The sequence below is a fragment of the Caviibacter abscessus genome (assembly GCF_001517835.1).
Taxonomy (GTDB): Bacteria; Fusobacteriota; Fusobacteriia; order Fusobacteriales; family Leptotrichiaceae; genus Caviibacter; species Caviibacter abscessus.
This window is the reverse complement of the sequence record NZ_LOQG01000036.1, coordinates 39,674-59,869: the sequence shown is the minus strand read 5'-3', so window position 1 is coordinate 59,869 and position 20,196 is coordinate 39,674. Positions and strand designations below refer to the sequence as shown.

21 protein-coding genes are annotated in these 20,196 nt (G+C 28.1%); 20 read left to right on the top strand and 1 reads right to left on the bottom strand.

The genetic code is table 11. The annotated features are described in order from the left end of the window. Positions 1 to 120 precede the first annotated feature (120 nt). The 18 genes from AWT63_RS06630 (at position 121) to AWT63_RS04685 (ending at position 17,104) form a co-directional block, all read left to right on the top strand. On the top strand, positions 121 to 663 hold the full coding sequence (locus tag AWT63_RS06630; RefSeq protein WP_269431487.1) for an ATP-binding cassette domain-containing protein: 543 nt from the start codon (positions 121 to 123) through the stop codon (positions 661 to 663). Positions 664 to 782: 119 nt separating this feature from the next. Then, positions 783 to 1,211, top strand: coding sequence for an ATP-binding cassette domain-containing protein (locus AWT63_RS06625; protein WP_269431486.1), 429 nt, complete (start codon positions 783 to 785; stop codon positions 1,209 to 1,211). Next, positions 1,184 to 1,465, top strand: coding sequence for a P-loop NTPase family protein (locus tag AWT63_RS06620; RefSeq protein WP_269431485.1), 282 nt, complete (start codon positions 1,184 to 1,186; stop codon positions 1,463 to 1,465). Before AWT63_RS06625 ends, AWT63_RS06620 begins: the two co-directional genes overlap by 28 nt. A gap of 23 nt (positions 1,466 to 1,488) precedes the next feature. Further along, entirely contained in the window at positions 1,489 to 1,821 is a 333-nt protein-coding gene (locus tag AWT63_RS04755; protein WP_068268675.1) for a hypothetical protein, read from the top strand. Then, positions 1,821 to 2,108: a hypothetical protein gene (locus AWT63_RS04750; RefSeq protein ID WP_068268674.1), complete on the top strand. Its 288-nt coding sequence runs from the start codon at positions 1,821 to 1,823 to the stop codon at positions 2,106 to 2,108. The genes AWT63_RS04755 and AWT63_RS04750 overlap by 1 nt, the downstream gene beginning before the upstream one ends. A gap of 191 nt (positions 2,109 to 2,299) precedes the next feature. Further along, positions 2,300 to 4,504 carry a polyribonucleotide nucleotidyltransferase gene (pnp, locus tag AWT63_RS04745; RefSeq protein WP_068268673.1) on the top strand — a complete coding sequence of 735 codons (2,205 nt, stop codon included), beginning with the start codon at positions 2,300 to 2,302 and terminating at the stop codon, positions 4,502 to 4,504. Between the two features lie 2 nt (positions 4,505 to 4,506). Beyond that, positions 4,507 to 5,088, top strand: coding sequence for a CDP-diacylglycerol--glycerol-3-phosphate 3-phosphatidyltransferase (gene pgsA / locus AWT63_RS04740; protein ID WP_068268672.1), 582 nt, complete (start codon positions 4,507 to 4,509; stop codon positions 5,086 to 5,088). A gap of 10 nt (positions 5,089 to 5,098) precedes the next feature. Further along, positions 5,099 to 7,711: a calcium-translocating P-type ATPase, PMCA-type gene (locus AWT63_RS04735; RefSeq protein ID WP_068268671.1), complete on the top strand. Its 2,613-nt coding sequence runs from the start codon at positions 5,099 to 5,101 to the stop codon at positions 7,709 to 7,711. Between the two features lies 1 nt (position 7,712). Beyond that, positions 7,713 to 8,669, top strand: coding sequence for a tetratricopeptide repeat protein (locus AWT63_RS04730; RefSeq protein ID WP_068268670.1), 957 nt, complete (start codon positions 7,713 to 7,715; stop codon positions 8,667 to 8,669). Beyond that, complete coding sequence (locus tag AWT63_RS04725; RefSeq protein ID WP_068268669.1) at positions 8,656 to 9,519, top strand: D-alanyl-D-alanine carboxypeptidase family protein; 864 nt, start codon at positions 8,656 to 8,658, stop codon at positions 9,517 to 9,519. The genes AWT63_RS04730 and AWT63_RS04725 overlap by 14 nt, the downstream gene beginning before the upstream one ends. Further along, positions 9,516 to 10,382, top strand: a complete 867-nt coding sequence (lgt, locus tag AWT63_RS04720) for a prolipoprotein diacylglyceryl transferase (RefSeq protein ID WP_068268668.1) — start codon at positions 9,516 to 9,518, stop codon at positions 10,380 to 10,382. Before AWT63_RS04725 ends, lgt begins: the two co-directional genes overlap by 4 nt. Continuing rightward, positions 10,355 to 10,897 (top strand): SEL1-like repeat protein, encoded by a 543-nt coding sequence (locus tag AWT63_RS04715; protein ID WP_068268667.1) that lies wholly within the window; start codon positions 10,355 to 10,357, stop codon positions 10,895 to 10,897. Before lgt ends, AWT63_RS04715 begins: the two co-directional genes overlap by 28 nt. Before the next feature lie 86 nt (positions 10,898 to 10,983). Further along, the gene (gene adhP, locus AWT63_RS04710) at positions 10,984 to 11,997 is read left to right on the top strand and encodes an alcohol dehydrogenase AdhP (protein WP_068268666.1); all 1,014 of its coding nucleotides are present in this window, start codon (positions 10,984 to 10,986) and stop codon (positions 11,995 to 11,997) included. Between the two features lie 171 nt (positions 11,998 to 12,168). Beyond that, positions 12,169 to 12,906, top strand: a complete 738-nt coding sequence (locus tag AWT63_RS04705) for a nucleoside phosphorylase (protein WP_068268665.1) — start codon at positions 12,169 to 12,171, stop codon at positions 12,904 to 12,906. Between the two features lie 15 nt (positions 12,907 to 12,921). After that, positions 12,922 to 14,214 (top strand): APC family permease, encoded by a 1,293-nt coding sequence (locus AWT63_RS04700; RefSeq protein WP_068268664.1) that lies wholly within the window; start codon positions 12,922 to 12,924, stop codon positions 14,212 to 14,214. Between the two features lie 21 nt (positions 14,215 to 14,235). Continuing rightward, positions 14,236 to 15,282: an S-methyl-5-thioribose-1-phosphate isomerase gene (locus tag AWT63_RS04695; protein WP_068268663.1), complete on the top strand. Its 1,047-nt coding sequence runs from the start codon at positions 14,236 to 14,238 to the stop codon at positions 15,280 to 15,282. A gap of 52 nt (positions 15,283 to 15,334) precedes the next feature. Then, positions 15,335 to 15,925, top strand: a complete 591-nt coding sequence (locus AWT63_RS04690) for a class II aldolase/adducin family protein (RefSeq protein ID WP_068268662.1) — start codon at positions 15,335 to 15,337, stop codon at positions 15,923 to 15,925. Between the two features lie 12 nt (positions 15,926 to 15,937). Beyond that, complete coding sequence (locus tag AWT63_RS04685; RefSeq protein WP_068268661.1) at positions 15,938 to 17,104, top strand: iron-containing alcohol dehydrogenase; 1,167 nt, start codon at positions 15,938 to 15,940, stop codon at positions 17,102 to 17,104. A gap of 61 nt (positions 17,105 to 17,165) precedes the next feature. Here AWT63_RS04685 and AWT63_RS04680 read toward each other — a convergent pair whose 3' ends face one another. Continuing rightward, the gene (locus tag AWT63_RS04680; RefSeq protein ID WP_068268660.1) at positions 17,166 to 17,927 is read right to left on the bottom strand and encodes a DeoR/GlpR family DNA-binding transcription regulator; all 762 of its coding nucleotides are present in this window, start codon (positions 17,925 to 17,927) and stop codon (positions 17,166 to 17,168) included. A 158-nt stretch (positions 17,928 to 18,085) separates the two neighbouring features. On the opposite strand from AWT63_RS04680, the gene AWT63_RS04675 reads away from it, so the two are divergent. Both AWT63_RS04675 and rny read left to right on the top strand, forming a co-directional pair. Further along, complete coding sequence (locus AWT63_RS04675; protein ID WP_068268659.1) at positions 18,086 to 18,481, top strand: hypothetical protein; 396 nt, start codon at positions 18,086 to 18,088, stop codon at positions 18,479 to 18,481. Between the two features lie 14 nt (positions 18,482 to 18,495). Then, positions 18,496 to 20,070, top strand: coding sequence for a ribonuclease Y (rny, locus tag AWT63_RS04670; protein ID WP_068268658.1), 1,575 nt, complete (start codon positions 18,496 to 18,498; stop codon positions 20,068 to 20,070). The last annotated feature ends 126 nt before the right edge of the window (positions 20,071 to 20,196 follow it).

Sequence of the window (20,196 nt, the reverse complement as noted above, 5' to 3'; positions counted from 1 at the left end):
GTATAATATAAAATAAGGATGTGATTTTATCTCTTTGATTAAAATTGAAAACCTAAGCTTTTCATATTATGGATATATAAATCCTATATTTGATAACGTATCATTTTATTTTGATACTAATTGGAAAATCAACACTATTCTAAATTACTTTTAAATGAAGAAGTTTATAATGGAAAAATAAATAAAAGTGTAGATTTTATTAAATTTCCACCAAATATAACTGATAATTCAAAATTGGGTATAGAATTGTTTCAGGAATTAACATCATATGAACAAGAGTGGAAATTATTTAAAGAGCTTAATTTATTAAATCTAGAGGAAGATATTATTTATAGAGAATTTAGAATTTTATCAAAAGGAAAACAAACAAAAGTTCTTTTGGCAATTTTATTTACTAAAGAAAATGGATTTTTACTTATTGATGAACCTACAAATCATTTAGATATGGCTGGCAGAAAAATTGTAAGTGAATATTTGAAAAATAAGAAAGGTTTTTTACTTATTTCTCATGACAGAGATTTTTTAGATGGGTGTATAAATCATATTATTTCAATTAACAGAAATTCTATTGATGTTCAAACAGGTAATTTTACATCTTGGTATGAAAATAAAATGAGAAAAGATCAATTTGAAATTAGTAAAAATGATAAATTAAAAGGTTAAAAGAATCTGCAAGACAAAGTAAAGTTTGGCCTGATAAAATTGAAAAAACAAAAAATGGAGTAACTATATCAGGTTTAAGATCTGATAAAGGGTATATCGGACATCAGTCAGCTAAAATGATGAAAAGGTCAAAGAATTTAGAAAATAGACAAAATAAGGCGATAGAAGAAAAACAAAATTTATTAAAGGATATTGAAACAAAAGAAACTTTAATATTAAATTCACTACATTATCACAAAAATGAGTTAGTATCAGTAAATAGCTTGTTGGCATATTATGGAGAAAAACAGGTATTAAATAATGTGAGTTTTGAAATAAAACGAGGCGATAGGGTAGCAATATATGGTCAAAATGGAAGCGGAAAATCAACATTAATTAAAATATTATTAGGACTAAATTGTAATTATACAGGAGAGATAAAATTAGCAAGTAATTTGAAAATATCATATATACCTCAAGATACATCTGATTTAACTGGGAGTTTAAATAGCTACATTCAAAACAAAATGTTGATGAAACTTTGTGTAAGACAATTCTTAGAAAATTAGATTTTTCAAGAGAACTATTTGAAGTGGAAATGCAAAATTATAGTGATGGACAAAAAAAGAAAGTATTAATTGCAATAAGTTTAGCAAAACCTGCTCATTTATTTATTTGGGACGAATCACTTAATTATATAGATGTAATTTCAAGAATACAGATTGAAGAAATTATAAAAGAGGTAAATCCAACTTTAATATTTGTAGAACATGATAGAAAATTTGTTAAAGATATAGCTAATAAAGTAATAGAGTTAAAATAAAGTGAAAGGAGAAGAAAATTACAATGGCAGGAATGGTAAAAGAAGAGTTTAAAGAGGAAGTATTAACAGAATTATCTTGGATAATGAATGTAATTGATGACTTATGTACTAAGACAAATTTAGAAACTTATGAAACTGTTCTAATTAAAAATAGAGTGCAAATGCAAGAAGAAAAAGCTATTAATAAATTTATTTTTTTTAACTTTAAAAATCTTGATACCATTACAATTGATAAAACGCAAGAGATGATAGCTAAGTACTATTATGAAATGACAAAAAGAAAATGGTCTCTTTCTGATGAAGTAGTTCAAAAATTAATAAGTCTTAAACTTCAACAATTAAAAAGGAGAATATGATGTATAGTAAAAAATTATTTAAAATATCTATTTTTATAGGAGTAATTGGATTAGCAATACTTTTACTAATTGTTTTTTCTGGAGTAGTTTACCCAAATCAGTTTTTTAAAATATTTATGCCAATAGGATTGCTATTGATGTTTATAAGTTTTGTGATGTGTTTTGTAAGTTGGATTTTAATGATTAAAGATGCAGTAGCATCTAAAAATTATAAGTCAGCATGGGTTATATTTTTTATAGGAATGATGATTATAATCATTCAATTATTTAAAATTATATTTAGATAAAATTCAGTAAATCAAAAAGGGTTTACTGTTTTTTTATTAAAATAAATGCATTTGTTAAATTTGTAAATACCTTTAAAATATGATAAAATAATATAAAAAATGAAATGTTTGTAGTAAGTAATTTTAGAAGTTTTTTATAAAAAAGCTTGTAATGTTATTTGCTCACATTTCATTAATTTTAGGAGGATATAATGTTTGAAAACGAAAAAAATTATGAAATTAGAATGGGCGACAGTATTGTAAAAATTAATACCGGCAAAGTTGCAAGACAGGCATCAGGTTCTGTTATGATAACTTGTGGTAAGACTACATTACTTGTTACAGCTACAAGATCAAAAGATGTAAAAGAAGGACAAGATTTTTTTCCTTTAACAGTAGATTATATTGAAAAATTTTATGCTTCAGGTAAATTTCCTGGTGGATTTATTAAAAGAGAATCAAAACCTTCAACAGAAGAAATACTTATTTCAAGACTTGTTGATAGACCAATAAGACCTTTATTTCCAGAAGGATTTTTAAATGCTGTACATATTGTTTTAAATGTTGTTTCATTTGACGGGATTAACATGCCTGAAAATCTTGCAACTTTAGGTGCTTCAATGGCTTTATCATTATCAGATATACCATTTAATGGACCTGTTGCAGGAGTAACTGTTGGATATGTTGATGGAGAATATGTTTTAAATCCAACAAAAGAACAACAGGAAAATAGTAAAATTTATTTATCTGTTGCAGGAACAAAGGAAGCTATAACAATGGTTGAAGCTTGGTCTAATGAAGTTAGTGAAGAACAAATGCTTGGAGCTATTTTATTTGGACACGAAAATATTAAGGCAATATGTGGCCAACAAGAAGATATAATAAAAGAACTTTCAATACAAAAATACGAGTTTGAAGTTCCTCAAATAGATGATAAAGTAAAAGAATTTTTAAATAGCTATGAAAAAGAATTAAAGGATGCTATTTTAGTTCCCGGTAAGCAAGCAAAACAAGATGCTATTGATGATTTGGAAGAAAAGCTTCTTGAAATATTCTTGGAAAAAGTTGCAAGAGAACTTGCAGAAAAAGAATTAAAAGAAAAAGATATAAATGATGTTATTGATAAATTATTAAATAATAATCAAAAAAGTATCAAAGCATTTGAAAAAGAATTTAAAACTTATTACCACGATTTAGAAAAGAAAATTGTGAGAGAATTAATAATATTTGAAAAATATAGACCAGATGGAAGAAGTATAGAACAAATAAGACCAATAAATGCAAAAGTAGATGTGCTGGATATGCCTCATGGTTCAGCTTTATTTACTAGAGGAGAAACACAATCTCTTTCTACGGTAACTTTAGGTTCTAAAGAAGATGAGCAAATTGTAGATGGTATGGAAGATGAAAAGAGAAAGAAATTCTTCTTACATTATAATTTCCCTCCATTTTCTGTTGGAGAAGCTGGATTTATGAAAGCTCCTGGAAGAAGAGAATTAGGACATGGAAACTTAGCTGAAAGAGCATTAAAAGCAGTTATGCCAAGTGAAGATGATTTTCCATATACTGTAAGGGTAGTATCAGACATAACTGAATCAAATGGTTCATCATCACAAGCATCAATTTGTGGTGGTTCTCTAGCACTTATGGCTGCTGGTGTTCCTATAAAGGGAACAGTTGCTGGAATAGCAATGGGACTTATTAAAGAAAAAGATGAATATACAGTTTTAACAGATATACAAGGACTTGAAGATCATTTAGGAGATATGGACTTTAAAGTTGCAGGTACAAAACAAGGAATAACAGCTATACAAATGGATATAAAAATAGAAGGTATAACTGAAGAAATTATGAGAATAGCCTTAAATCAAGCACATAAAGCAAGATTTGAAATTATTGATATAATGGAAAAAGAAATAGCTGAACCAAGACCTTATTTATCAGAAAATGCACCTAAAATTATTAATCTTAGAATAGATCCTTCTACAATAGCAGGATTAATAGGACCTGCTGGAAAAGTTATTAAATCTATAATAGAAGAAACTCAAGTTTCAATAGATATAGAAGATGATGGAAGAGTAAGTATATTTGGAAAAGATGCAGATATGATGCAAAGAGCCTTGGAGTTAGTAAATCAATATACACTTATAGTGGAATTAGGTAAAGAATACATAGGTAAGGTAGTTAAATTAGCTAAATTTGGGGCTTTTGTAGAAATAGTTCCAGGAAAAGAAGGGCTTTTACATATTTCTGAAATAAGTGAAAAAAGAGTAAAAAATGTAGAAGATGAATTAAAAGAAGGTCAAATAGTAACTGTTAAAGTAATAAACCTAGATCAAGATGGTAAATTTAGCTTGAGTATGAAACAAGTAGGTAAAACAGAACAAGTTACTTGCGAAAGCGGAAAGGAAGAGTAGTTATGTTAGATTTTAGTAAAATGAATTTACCAAATAAACTTACAGTATTAAGATTGGTACTTGTTATTCCGTTTATTGTGTTTTTTGATATGGCATTAAGTTCAAGATTTATAATATTTAATTATTTTGGAAGAACATTTGCTTTAAGTATATTTTTAATTGCAATAGCTACAGATTATTTGGACGGCAAGATAGCAAGAGAAACAGGTGAAGTTACAGATTTTGGTAAGATAATGGATCCTATTGCGGATAAATTGTTAACATTTTCTTGCATGTTTGTTTTGTTAAAACATAATTTAATAAGTTTAATATTCGTTTTAATAATTTTAACAAGAGAATTAATAGTCACAGCTGAAAGAGCTGTAGCAGCTTCAAGAGGTGCCGGTGCAATACCTGCATCACAACTTGGGAAATATAAGACGGTTGCAACATATATTGCATTAAGTATAGCAATAATTTTACCGAATTTCTTATTTTTTAAATTTGTAAATTCTTTGATATTAGTACCGGCAGTATTTTTAACAGTAATATCAGGTATTGAGTATCACAATCAAGCAAAAAAATATTTTGACAGTGAGTTATAAGGAGATAAAATTGAAATTTTACCAAGAAACAATAGAACAGGTTTTAAGTGAATTAAAAACTGATATTAAGCAAGGTTTAACAAATGAACAAGCTAAAGAAAGACTTTTGGAAAATGGTGAAAATAAATTGGAAGAGGGCAAAACAAAAAGTGTTTTAGCCCTTTTATTTGAACAATTAAAAGATGTTTTAGTTTGTGTTTTATTAGCTTCAGCAGCACTTACAGTAATAGTTAAACATGAATATATTGATGCTATTATTATATTAGCTGTGGTAGTAATTAATGCAGTAGTTGGTGTAGTACAAGAATTAAAAGCTGAAAAAGCATTAAATGCTTTGAAAAATATGACTTCACCTAAAGCTGTGGTTATAAGAAACGGGGTTAGTTTAGAAATAGATTCAAAAGATGTTGTTGTAGGAGACATAGTTGCACTTGATGCAGGTAGATACGTACCGGCAGATTTAAGACTTATTGAAAGCGTAAATCTTCAAATAGAAGAGAGCAGTTTTACTGGAGAATCTGTTCCTGCACAAAAAAATGCAAATGATGTATTAACTAAAGATGTAAGTATTGCTGATATGACTAATATGGCATTTATGTCAACTTTAGTTACATATGGTCGTGGAATAGGTATTGTAGTTGCAACAGGAAATAATACTAAAATAGGAGATATAGCGAAATTACTTAATGAAGAAGAAGATAAAACGCCTCTTCAAAAGAAAATGAATAAATTAGGTCAAACTTTAGGGTATGGTGCAATAGTAATATGTTTTTTCATTTTCATTATTGGAGTATTACAAGGTAGAGAAATGATTGAAATGTTTGTTACTGCTATAAGTCTTGCAGTAGCAGCTATACCTGAAGGTCTTGTTGCAATAATTGCAATAGTTCTTGCAATGGGTGTTACAAGAATGTCTAAAAAAAATGCAATAATAAAAAAATTGCCTGCTGTTGAAACACTGGGTTCTGTAAATTTTATTTGTTCTGATAAAACAGGAACACTTACACAAAATAAAATGACAGTTGTTAAATCATATTTTAAAGCAGATAGTGAATATGACTTAATTAAATCGTTAATTTTATGTTCAGATGCAGATATAGTTGATGACATGCCTATAGGAGATCCGACTGAAGTTGCCTTTATTTCGTATGGCATAAAAAATGAAATGTATAAAAAACAATTAAATGATAAGTTTTTAAGAATTGGAGAAGTACCATTTGATTCTGATAGAAAATTAATGTCAACATTAAATAAAGAAAATGATGGATATAGAGTACATACCAAAGGGGCAATAGATAATTTACTAAAAATATGTCCTCATATTCTTGTAGGAAGTGAAATATTAGAATTATCACAGGATCAAAAAGATGAGATTTTAAATATTGCAAATTCTATGTCTGATGAAGCACTTCGTGTAATTGGTGTTGCCTATAAAGATACTAATGATAATATATCTCAAGATGAATATGAAAAAGATTTAGTATTAATCGGTATGGTAGGAATGATAGATCCACCAAGACTTGAGGTAAAAGATTCAATAAAAAAGGCACATCAAGCTGGAATAAATGTTGTTATGATAACAGGAGATCACAAGAATACAGCATTTGCAATTGCTAAAGAGTTGAACATAACAAAAGATATTAATGCTTGTATGACAGGTACTGAGTTAGAAAAAATGACTGATGAAAAATTGAAAGAAGTAGTAAGTAAATACAGAGTATTTGCAAGAGTTTCTCCTGAACATAAAGTTAGAATAGTAAAAGCTTTAAAATCAAATGGAAATATAGTATCAATGACAGGTGATGGAGTAAATGATGCACCTTCATTAAAAATTGCTGATATAGGTGTTGCAATGGGAATAACAGGTACTGATGTTGCAAAGGGTGCAAGTGATATGATACTTACAGATGATAATTTTACAACAATAGTAACAGCTATTGAAGAGGGTAGAAATATATATAATAATATAAAAAAATCAATAATGTTTTTACTTTCTTGTAATATAGGGGAAGTTATTTCAATATTATTTGCAACTTTATTAGGTTTACCTATACCTCTTCTTGCTTCGCAAATATTATGGGTAAATCTTGTAACAGATACTTTTCCAGCACTTGCACTTGGTGTTGATAAATCAAAAATAGACGTTATGAATAAGCCGCCAAGAAATGCAAACGAAAGTTTTTTTGCACAAGGAGCTTGGTTTAGAGCAATAGTTGGGGGAATGTTAATAGGTATTTTAACACTACTTGCATTTGTAATAGGATTATTTGAACAGGGTGTTCCTTTAAATAATTTAATAAGTGCAGGAAAACATCAGCTAGCTTATGCTAGAACAATGTCATTTATAGTATTGACAATATCACAGCTATTTTATGCATATACTATGAGAAATGACAAGGAATCAATATTTAAAGTTGGGATATTTTCAAATAAATATTTAAATTATTCTTTAATTATCGGTGTAGTATTACAATTTTCATTAATATCAATTCCATTTTTAGCAAAAGCATTTAATTTAATGTCTCTTACATTTATGGATTTAGATATAGTAATTGGATTTACATTAATACCGTTAATTGTAAATGAACTTATAAAAAAATATATTAAATTTGGAGAAAAATAAAATGAAAAAAGTATTATTTGTGCTATTATTATTGGGTTTTGTATCTTGTGGAAAAAAAGAAGAAAAGCAAACAGTTAATAACACAGATACTAAAAATATAGTTCCAATAGAAATTGTAAAAAATGATTTAGAAGAAAATAAAGAAAATACTTTATTTCAAGGTTCTTTTGAAAAAAATTATGAAAAATATACACAAACTTTTACTGACGCACAAAAAGAAATATTAACTAAAGATGGAATAAATTTTGATAAGTTGGGATATGTAATATTTTTATCTCAAAGTGGTGATAAGGAAGCAATATTAACTCTTGCACAAATATATGGAAAATATCAATTTAAGGAAAAATATATAAGTGTGCTTGAGCTTGGTAAAAAATACAATATAGAAGAAGCTTTATATGGTCTTACTATATATTATTTAAATGATAAAAATTTAGATAAAGCACTTGAAAATGCAAACTTATTGCCAAATAAAAAAGAGTATAAAAATATTAAAGCACAGATAAATCAAAATTTAGGTGTTATAGCACTACAAAAAAAGGATTTTGAAAAAGCAATAACTTATTTGAAAAAAGCATATGAAAATGGAGAAAAAAAAGTAGATTTACAACTTGCATTTGCATATGCAAATTTAAATAAAAATGAGGAAGCAAAAACTTGGCTTGAAAAAGGATATAAAAGAGGGGAAAAATCAGTTGGGTATGATTTAGCAGCAATGTATTTTAATTCAGGAGAACATGAAAAAGCATTGCCACTACTTTTAGAGCAACATAAGCTTGGTCATAAAGAATTGGAGCTTGCAATAGGAATTTCATATAACAGCAAGGGAGATAATGAAAATGCAATTAAATGGCTTGAAATGGCTAAAAATAATGGGAATGAACAAGCAAAATTAATTTTAGATGAAATCAATAAACAAAATTCTAAAAAAGAAGGTAGTTATGATGTCGGCGAGTAAACAGACATTATTAGTTTCAATTATATTTTTTTATTTAAACACATTTTCAGAATTAACTTCAAATTTATATTACAGAATTGAAAATAAGTATAGTGTACCTGTATCGTATTTGAAAATAGAAAATAATGATATATATAAATCGTATTTACTTGCAGATGATGAAAAGATATTGGTAGAAGATAATATAGATGAAATGAGACCTCTTGCGTCATTAACAAAGATAATGACAGCTATTGTTGCACTTGATAATATAAAAGATTTGAATGAAAAAATAAAAGTAACGAAAAAACAAGCCAGCATACCTTATGGTGCAAAAATTAAGGCAGGGCAAGTATATACAGTTGAAGAATTACTTAAATTAATTTTAATAAAGTCAACAAATGCGGCAGCTCAAGTTTTAGCGGATTATGTATCACCTGATTTTGTAAGTTTAATGAATGAAAAAGCACGTGAAATAGGAATAGAAGATTTGCATTATTGCAGTGTACATGGTTTACCTCCTAGTTACACAAATTCTTGTATGGATATGGGAAGTGCAAGAGCTATACTTAAACTATCAAAATATGCTATTAAAAATTATGAACCAATAGCAGAAATAGTAAAAATAAAAAACATAAGAGTTAAAAATCAGGAATTAGAGAATACAAACGATTTATTAGAAAATTTAAATGGAATAAAAGGAATTAAAACCGGTTATCATAATAGTTCAAAATATAATATATCAATTTATTATGAAAATAATGATGATAAATTATTTGAAGTTATATTAGGTAGTGATAATCCTACAAATAGAAGTTTAATTACAAGCAAAGTAATACAAAATTATGAAGATGTTGGGGGAATAAAATGAGATCATATTTATTTAAAATAGGTTTTTTTGAACTTCGTATATACAGTCTTATGTATATAATTGCACTACTTTTAGCTATTTATATTGCAAAAAGAGATGATGTTATAAAGAAAAAAGGAATAACAAGTGTAAAAGATATAGAAGATTTTGCTGTAACAGCGTTATTTTCTGGACTTATAGGTGCAAGAATATATTATGTTCTTTTTAGATGGGATTATTATGGACAAAATATAGCAGATATAATTGCTGTTTGGAAGGGCGGTTTAGCAATCCATGGAGGAATAATAGGTGGATTAATAGGTGCATATATTTTTTCAAAAATTAAAGGATATAAACTATTTGATTTAACTGATATGTCTGTAGGGCCTTTAATACTAGGTCAAGCATTAGGTAGAATAGGTAATTTTGCAAATGGAGAAATACATGGAGTTCCAACATTTACCCCTCTAAAAGTAATATTTACAGGAACGTTTTCAAAATGGTGGGAATATTACAATTCGTTGCCATTAGCTGAACAAGCGAATTATAAAACAAATGTTCCTTGGGGTGTAGTATTTCCGCAAGATACTCCGGCAGGAATTGAATTTCCGTCATACCCATTACATCCAGCAATGATATATGAAATGATACTTAATTTTATAGCATTTTTATTAATTTGGTTTTTCTTTAGAAAAAAAGAATACAAATCAGGTATTTTAACAATGATATATCTAATAGCTTATGGAATTATAAGGGTATTTGTAAGTACATTTAGAGCTGAAGATTTAAGATTTTATGGAATTAGAGCTCCTTATTTAATTAGCTTTATCATGATAATTATAGGAATAATTGGAATATGGAAGATAAATACCAAGAAGCAATAAATAATTTTTTAAATTTGGAAAAAGCTATTGAAATGCTTGGAGAAATAGCTGATGAAGATGATAGAGCATGTTTTACACTTGCAAATATTTATTTAGATTTTAAAAATTATGATAAAGCTAATACCTATCTTTATAAAAGCTATAAAAATGGTAATATCAGAAGTCACTATAATTATGTTATGTTTTTAATGGAAGTAAAAAAAGATATGAAAAATGCCCAAATAATATTAGAAGAACTAAAAGAAAAAGATTTAGGACTTTATTATTTCTTAAAAGCAAGAATGACTGATGATATAAATGAATATATTTTAGCATATAATGAAGGAGTAAATGCAGCTGCACTTATTATTGCAAATAAATACGAAAATGAGAAAAATATAAAAGAGGCATTAAAATACTATAAATTATCTGATGATTACATTGCAAAAGAGTCAATTGTGCGTTTAGAAAAAAATAATAAAAAATCATTTTTAAATTCTATAACTGAATTTTTAAAAAATTTAATAAGCAAGTAAAAATAAATGTTAAAATACATCTTGACAAATTTATCCTATGAGGTATACTATCACTAAGAGAAAAAAATAATTTGTGGAGGTATATGATGAAAGCAGTCATAGTAAACCAAGAAGGAACAGGTATTGAACTTGTTGAAAAGGAAATAAGAGGTTTAAAATATGGAGAAGCTCTTGTTGATGTAGAATTTTGTGGAGTTTGTCATACTGATTTACACGTAGCACATGGAGATTTTGGGAAAGTTCCAGGTAGAGTATTAGGGCATGAAGGTGTTGGAGTAGTAAGTGAAGTAGCGGAAGGTGTTACAGCACTTAAAGTTGGAGATAGAGTAAGTATTGCTTGGTTCTTCAAAGGTTGTGGATCTTGTGAATATTGTAATACGGGAAGAGAAACTTTATGTAGAACAGTTCTTAATGCAGGATATTCAGCAGATGGTGGAATGGCAACTCAATGTATAGTACCTGCTGATTATGCAGTTAAAGTACCTGAAGGATTAGATCCAGCTCAAGCAAGTAGTATAACTTGTGCAGGTGTTACAGTTTATGCAGCAATAAAAGCAGCTAAATTAAAACCTTGTCAATGGATAGTATGCTACGGAGCAGGAGGACTTGGAAACTTAGCTGTTCAATATGCTAAAAAAGTATTTAATGCACATGTTATAGCAGTAGATATTAATGATGATAAATTAGCATTAGCTAAAGAAGTAGGAGCAGATATAGTAATAAACGGATTAAAAGAAGATCCAGCTAAATTGATACAAGAAAAAGTTGGTGGAGCTCATTCAGCTGTTGTTACGGCTGTTTCAAAAGTTGCGTTTAATCAAGCAATTGATTCAGTAAGAGCTGCTGGAAAAGTAGTTGCAGTAGGACTTCCTTCAGAAACAATGGACGTTTCAATTGTTAAGACTGTATTAGACGGAATTGAAATTATAGGATCATTAGTTGGAACAAGAAAAGATCTTGAAGAAGCATTCCAATTCGGTGCAGAAGGATTAGTAGTACCAGTAGTTAAGAAAAGACCAATAACTGATGTGTATGACATTTTTGATGAAATGGAAAATGGTAAAATACAAGGTCGTATGGTTATAGATATGAAAATGTAAATAAATATATGAAATGTGTGATAGATTATCGCACATTTTTTTATTTAATACATACACGTTAGTTAAAAATTGAATTTTATTTGGATATTTTTTATTTTTTTTGATTTTTCTTTGACTTTTTTTGTTTTCGAAGTATAATTATAATGAAAATTAAAATATGGGAGGGATATTATGTCAAAAGACTTATTACCTGGTATAAGACTTGGAAAAGGTGATATTGAAAAAAGAGTTTTAGTTTGTGGAGATCCGTTCAGAGCAGAAATGTTATCAAAAAAATTACAAAATGTAAAATGTTTAGCAAAGGGGAGAGAGTATTGGACATATTACGGTGAGTACAAAGGAGTTCCTATAAATATATCATCTCACGGTGTAGGTGCAAGTGGAGCTATGTTGTCATTTATAAGCCTTATAAAAGGTGGAGCTTGTGCTATTATTAGGCTTGGAACATGCGGTTCGTTAAATGAAAATATAAAAGCGGGAGACATTGTTATACCTATAGCAGCTGCTAAGGAAGATGGTGTATCAAATATTTATGTTCCTGATTCATTTCCTGCAATAGCAGATTTAAATGTTGTAAATACTTTGATAAAGGAATCTGAGAAAACAGATAAAAATGTTCATAATGGAATAATTGTAACACAAGGTGCATTTTACGGTGGTATAATGGAAACCAACACTGAAAAACAGGCACAAGCAGGAGCAATAGCTTTAGAAATGGAAGTTTCAGCGTTATATACAGCAGGTTCTTTATATAATGTTAAAGTAGGCTCTATACTTTCAGTTGATGGAAATGCACTGGAAGTTTTAAATTCAGCAGAAGATAATGACCCCGATCCTGAAGTTTTAAAGGAAACTGTTGAAGAATGTGCAATAATTGCACTTGATGCTCTTATTAAAATTGAAATATAAGAAAGAAGGTTAAAAATGAAAAAATTGAGTTTTTTTGAGCTTTTAATAATGGGAGTTGGTCAAATTATAGGGTCGGGTATCATGGTTTTACTTTGTATAGCGATAGGAATGACAGGAAAAGGAGTTGCAATTTCTTTTGCTGTTGCAGGTATTATAGTAATTATTCCTACGATATCAATAGCAGCATTGGGTTCAGCTATACCTAACGCAGGTGGAATGTATACTTATGTAAGAGATTTAATAGGCAAAAAAACAGCTTTTTTCTATGTTGCACTTTTAGTATTTGGTCAATTTATACTTGCTCAATATGCAATAGGATTTGCCGATTATGCAAAAGAATTATTCCCTTTTATAAATGTTCATATAGTGGCTGCTATAATGATGACTTTTGTATTTTTAGTTAATATTGTAGGCTTAAAAAGCAGTGTATTTTTACAAAGATTCGTAGTTTCAATACTTGTATTGTCATTACTTGCTTTTGTAGGTTTTGGATTACCGCAGGTAAATGATTTTACATCTTTTTTTACTTTAAAAAATACTATCCCACAAGGAATTGGAAATTTTTTAGCAGCTTCGGTTTTAGTAAGATATGCACTAATAGGTGCAGAATTTTTATCTGAGTTCGGGGGAGATTCTAAAAATCCAGGAAGAGATATACCGTATGCAATGCTTGCATCAACATTTTCAGTTTCTGTTTTATATTTATTTATTGCTATAGTTGCAGCAGGAGTTTTACCTATTGAAGAAGTAGCATTTAAAAATTTAGGTATAGTTGCTAAAAAAATTTTACCTAACTGGATGTATCTTGTATTTATGATAGGTGGAGGAATGGCAGCACTTCTTTCATCATTAAATGCAGTATTTGCTTGGGCGACAAAAGGTATAAAAGCTGCTATAAATGACGGGTGGTTACCTAAAAAACTGGCTCAAGAAAATAAAATGTTTAAAACTCCACATTGGCTTTTACTTATGTATTATATCGCAGGAATGATACCTATTATTTTAGGACAGGAAATTAGAGCAATTTCAGTTATAGGAACTAACATAGGATTAATATTTTCTATATTTCCTGTAATAGCTGTAATGTTTTTACTTAAAAAAAATCCTGACGCTTATGAAAAAGCAGCATTTAAATTACCTAAGTGGGCTATGTATGTTATACCTGTTATAAGCATAGTTATATATATAATAGGATTTATGTCAAGCTACAGTTACTTAAAAGAACAGGGAGCTATAATTCCTATGTTTATATTTTGCTTGGTAGTACTTATTTATGCATGGTGGAAAGAGCCTAGAATTAATAAATAAAAGTATTTCGGAGGAATTTTTATGAAAAGATATGATGAAGATTTGCCGTTTATGCTTAAATATGAAAATATTGCGTGGTTTTATGAAGACGGTTATGTAAATATATTAGATAGAAGGATTTATCCTGAAAAAATTTCTTTTGTAAAATGTACTAAATATGAAGAAGTTGCAAGGGCTATTTTTGATATGGTAACACAAAGTGCAGGACCATATACGGCAGTTGGAATGGGAATGGCTTTAGCGGCGTTTGAATGTAAGAATAAAAATAAAGAGGAACAAATAAAATACTTAGAAAAAGCAAGTTATATCTTATCACATGCAAGACCTACAACGGCAAATAGAATGGAAAAAATAACTAATAATTGCTTAAAAATAGCTAAAAGTGCGATTTATAATAATATGGACGTAGCAAAGGCTATAAAAGAAGAAACTATAAAATCACTTGAAAGAAGATATATGATAATGGAAAAAGTTGCGGTATATTTAGCAAGTCAAATAAAAGATGAAGACAGAATACTTACACAATGTTTTGGAGAAACAATAATAGGTATGCTTATTAAGGTTTTAAAGCTTCAGAATAAACTTAATGTAAAAGTTTACTGTGCAGAAACAAGACCATATTTTCAAGGTGCAAGACTAACTGCAACGTGCTTTTCTGAAATGGGTTTTGATACAACCGTAATTACTGACAATATGATAGCCTATGCTATGAAATATGAAAAAATTAATTTGTTTACTTCAGCGGCTGATACCATTACAAGACAAGGATATATTGCAAATAAGATAGGGACATATCAAATTGCAATACTTGCAAACCATTTTAAAATACCTTATTTTGTTACAGGTATACCTGATGATGACAAATATGATGAAAAAGATATAGTAATAGAAATGAAAGATCCAAAATTGGTACTTGGTAATCATTCATATGAAAAATCAAAGGCTATATATCCTTCGTTTGATATTACTCCTCCTTATCTTATCAGTGGAATTGTTACTGATAAGGGTATTTTTTCTTCTTTTGATTTAAATACATATTTTAAAAATGAAACTGTAAAATTTTACTGAATATAAGAAAGGAGTATATGATATTAGTTATAGACTTTATCATAAAATAGAAATGGATTTAAAAGAATTGATAGTTGAAGCTGGGAAAAATTTATATAACAGGGGATTGGTAGCAGGAACTAGTGGGAATATAAGCATAAGAAATTTAAAAAAGAAAGACAGCTTTTTTATAACACCAAGCGGGATACCATATAATAAAATGACGCCTAGTGATGTAGTTGAAATTAATTCAAATGGAGAACCGTATATTAATGGGCTTAAGCCTTCTTCTGAATGGAAAATGCACATAGCAGTTTATAAAAAATATTCTAAATATAATGCGATTGTTCATACTCATTCAACTTTTGCAACTGCACTTTCAGTTGTTTACCAAAATGTACCCTTAATTTTAGTTGAAATGAAACCTTATTTAGGTGGTGATATAAAAGTATCTCCTTTTAAACCTGCGGGATCTGCTGAGCTTGGAGAAACAGTTTTACCATATTTAGAAAATAGAAATTCATGTATATTAGGAAACCACGGAACTATAAGTTGCGGAAGTGACATAGATGAAGCATTTTTAGCTGCTGAATATGTAGAAGATGCAGCCAAGATATACTATTATGCAAAAACATTAGGTGATCCTAGGATATTAGATTTATAGGGAGATGTTATTATGAAAGATTTTAAGTTTCAAAATGGTGCCAAAATAATATTTGGAGAAAGCAGTTTATCATATTTAAAAGAAGAACTTTTAAAATTTAACGTAAAAAAAATGTTAATACTTAGTAGTGGAGATTTTATAAAAGATTTAGGAATATATGATGAGATTATAAATGTATGTGAAAATTTAAATATTAGTTATTTTTATGAAAATAAAGTTGTACCCAATCCAAAACTTGAACTTGCAAGAGAATTAATAAATTTATGTAAAAAAGAAAATATAGACTTCATATTAGCTGTAGGAGGAGGCTCAAGTGTTGATACGGCAAAAGCTGTAGCTGTAGGAGCTAAAAGTGACATTGATGTTTGGGATTTTTATTTATATAAATCAGAACCTACGAAAGCACTTCCAATCGGTGTTATATCAACAATTGCTTCAAGCGGTTCGGAAACTTCTAATGCCTCTATTCTTTCAAGTGATGAAAACAAGCTTGGAATAGAATATGATTTTTTAATTCCGAAATTTGCAATATTAAACCCGTTATATTTGGAATCTGTTCCAAAATTTCAAATGTTTGCAGGAATTACAGATATATCAGCTCATTTACTTGAAAGATATTTTACATCTGTTAAATTTGTAGATACAACAGATTATATGATAGAGGGAATGCTTAAATCTTTGTTTTTAAATGTTGAAAGATTATTAAAAGACAATAAAAATAGAAATGCATTATCAGAAATATTTTTTATTTCAGTAATAGCTCATAATAACTTATTGGATTGTGGTAGAATTTCAGACTGGGCATCGCATAGAATAGAACATGAATTATCACAAGAATATGGTATAACACATGGAGAAGGTATGGCTACAGTTTTGCCGGCATATATAAGGTACATGGCAGATAAAGCTCCTGAAAAACTTGCACAATTAGCAAATAGATTATTTGGGTATGATTATAAAAATTATTCTGAAAAAGAACTTGCATTATTACTTGCTGATAAATTGGAGCAAATATACATTTCTATTGGAATGAGAACAAAACTTTCAAACTTTAACATAAAAGATGATAAATTTACTAAAATGGCTATTAAAGCTACCAAAAATGATAAAATGAAAATCGGACATTATACGGGTCTTTCTTTAAGTGAAGTTATAGAAGTTTTAAAATTTGCACTTTAATTTAGAATTATAAATATGAAAAAATCGTTAATCTTTAAAAAGAAAAACGATTTTTTTATAATTAAAAAATAACTTCAATTTTTAAATTTTCAAAAAAACTTTTCCATTCAGTACTTATTTTTTTATCTGTAATAACTATGTCAATATTTTTAACGGGTGTAAAGATTACTGATGAATTATCTCTAAATTTTGTATTATCTAAAAGTATTATATTCTTTCTTGAATTAGATAACATTGCATTTCTTATTGTCAATTCTTCAATTGTGTTATCACCGAAACCTTGTTTTTTATCTATGGTAGGAAAACTTATAAATGAAATATCTGGTTTGAAAAGTTCTAAAACCTGTGTAGTTAAATGTCCTGTCAATGATTTTGTTTTTTTATTTAATTTTCCTGCAACAAGTATTATTTTTATATTTTGAGAATTTATACATAAATTTGATATTTGTAAAGAGTTTGTAATTATAGTGATGTATAAATCAGTTTCAAGTATTTTTTTTACAAGTTCTATACATGTTGTACTTGAATCAAGCATAATTGTATTGTTATTTTTTATGTACTTTATAGCAAGCTCTGCTATGTATCTTTTTTCATCTAACATAAGATTTTCCTTTATATCATTTGGAATACCTCTGTCATGAGTGTCTTCTATATATGCTCCGCCATGAGTACGTTTAAGTTTACTGATTAACTCAAGTTGTTTTAAATCATTTCTTATAGTTTCTTCACTACAGTTAAATTCTTTTGATAATGAAGATATAGAAATAGTCCCGTTTATAGATAAATATTTTAATATCTTGTTTTGTCGTTGTATTTTAATCATTTGAAAAAAATTCTCCTAACTAAAAATAATTATATATGCATATTTTACCATATAAAATTTTAAATTCAAAATAAAGAATGACATACAAAATACACTAAATTATATATTTGTTGAAATTTTAACTTAAATGTGCTATGCTTGTTTAAACTGGAGGTACTATGAAAAAAATAATTTATAGCATATTTTTAATAGTATTTATGGCTTGCACAGCTAATAATGTAACAACTGAAAAAATTGATTATGATAATACATATTCTTCTTTTGTAATCTCTACTAATCAGTTTATAGAGTTAGCTAAACAAAATAAAAAGAAAGATATAGATAAGTTTTTTGTACACACATTAAAAAATAGGATTATACTTAATGAATTGAAAAAGCAGGATTTCTCAAACATATTGTTATTTATACCTGAGAATAAAATAAATATACTTTCAAATAATAAAATAAACTCGTTACTAGTTATAAATTTTGGCACGACTAGTAATTATTTCGATGTTGTTTGGATAAAGGACAATGATATTTGGAAAATCTATGATGTGTATGAAAGGCATTAATAGAAAGGGGAAAAATGAATATTTACATTATAGTAGCTATTATTTTTGTACTTTTACTATCTGCTTTCATAATAGTATTATTATATACTAGAAAAACATATATAGAAAAGTTCGGAGAACTAAGTGAATTAGAACTAAAAATTATGGACATTAAAAGACGTTTTGATGTAACTAAAAAAGAAGTTGAAAGAGAAGTAGAAGCATACAGAAAAGAAGAAACCTTAAAAGTTAAGGAACAGCTACTAAATACTAAAAGAGAAGCAGACGAAGAAATAAAGCTTATGAAAAGTGAGATTTCTCAAAAAGAAGCAAGACTTGTTAAAAAAGAAGAAAACCTTGATTTAAAATATCAAAAATTAGAAGAAAAAGAACAAAAGGTTGATGAACAAAAAGTAAAACTAAAAGTTAAAGAAGAAGAATTAAGCGAACTTATAACTAAACAAGAAAAAGAATTGGAAAAAATAGCAGAACTTACAATTGAAGAAGCCAGAGATATAATACTAAATAAACTTGACAATGAATTGGATCATGATAAAGCGGTAAAAATAAAAGAATTTGAATATAACTTAGATAGAGAAAAAGATAAAATATCAAAAAGAGTTTTATCTACAGCGATGAATAAAGCGGCAGCAGATTTTATTGTTGATGCAAGTATAACTGTTGTTGAACTTCCAAGTGAAGAAATGAAAGGTAGAATAATAGGGAAAGAAGGACGTAATATACGTGCTATTGAAGCTGCAACAGGAGTTGACCTTATAATAGACGATACACCTGAAGCTGTTGTTTTATCATCATTTGATGGAGTAAGAAGAGAAGTTGCAAAAATTGCACTTGAAAAACTTATTCAAGATGGAAGAATACATCCAACAAAAATAGAAGAATTAGTTGAAAAAGCGGCAGCAGAAGTTGAACAAAGTATGTTTGAAGCTGCTGAGAGAGCAATACTTGAAGTTGGTATACCAACACTTCCCAAAGAAGTATTAAAAGTTTTAGGTAGATTAAAATATAGAACTTCATTTGGACAAAATGTATTACAGCATTGTATAGAAGTTGCTCATATAGCTGGAGCAATAGCAGCAGAAATAGGAGCTAATGTTGATAATGCAAAAAGAGCAGGACTATTTCATGATATAGGAAAAGCATTTTCTCATGAGCAAGAAGGTTCTCATGCTATAAACGGAGCAGAATTTTTAAGAAAATTCTCAAAAGAAAATGAAATAGTAATAAATGCAGTTGAATCACACCATAATGAAGTTGAGCAAATGAGTGTTGAAGCGGTAATATTACAAGCAGCTGATGCTATGTCTGCATCAAGACCTGGTGCAAGAAGAGAAACACTTGCAAACTATATTAAAAGACTTGAACAATTAGAAGAAATAGCAAATTCTCATGAAGGAATTGAAAACTCTTATGCAATTCAAGCAGGAAGAGAATTAAGACTTATAGTAAGTCCTGATAAAATTGATGATGATAAGGCAATAATATTATCAAGAGATATTGCAAAAGAAATAGAAGAAAAAATGCAATATCCAGGACAAATAAAAGTAACTGTAGTTAGAGAAACAAGAGCAGTAGAATATGCAAAATAATGATATATAAAGAAATTATTCCTGAATTTTTTAGGGATAATTTTTTTTATAAAATATTTGTAAAAAGTTATAAAAACTAATATAATAAAATTAGACAAAAAGTTATAAAAATAATTTTAAATATAT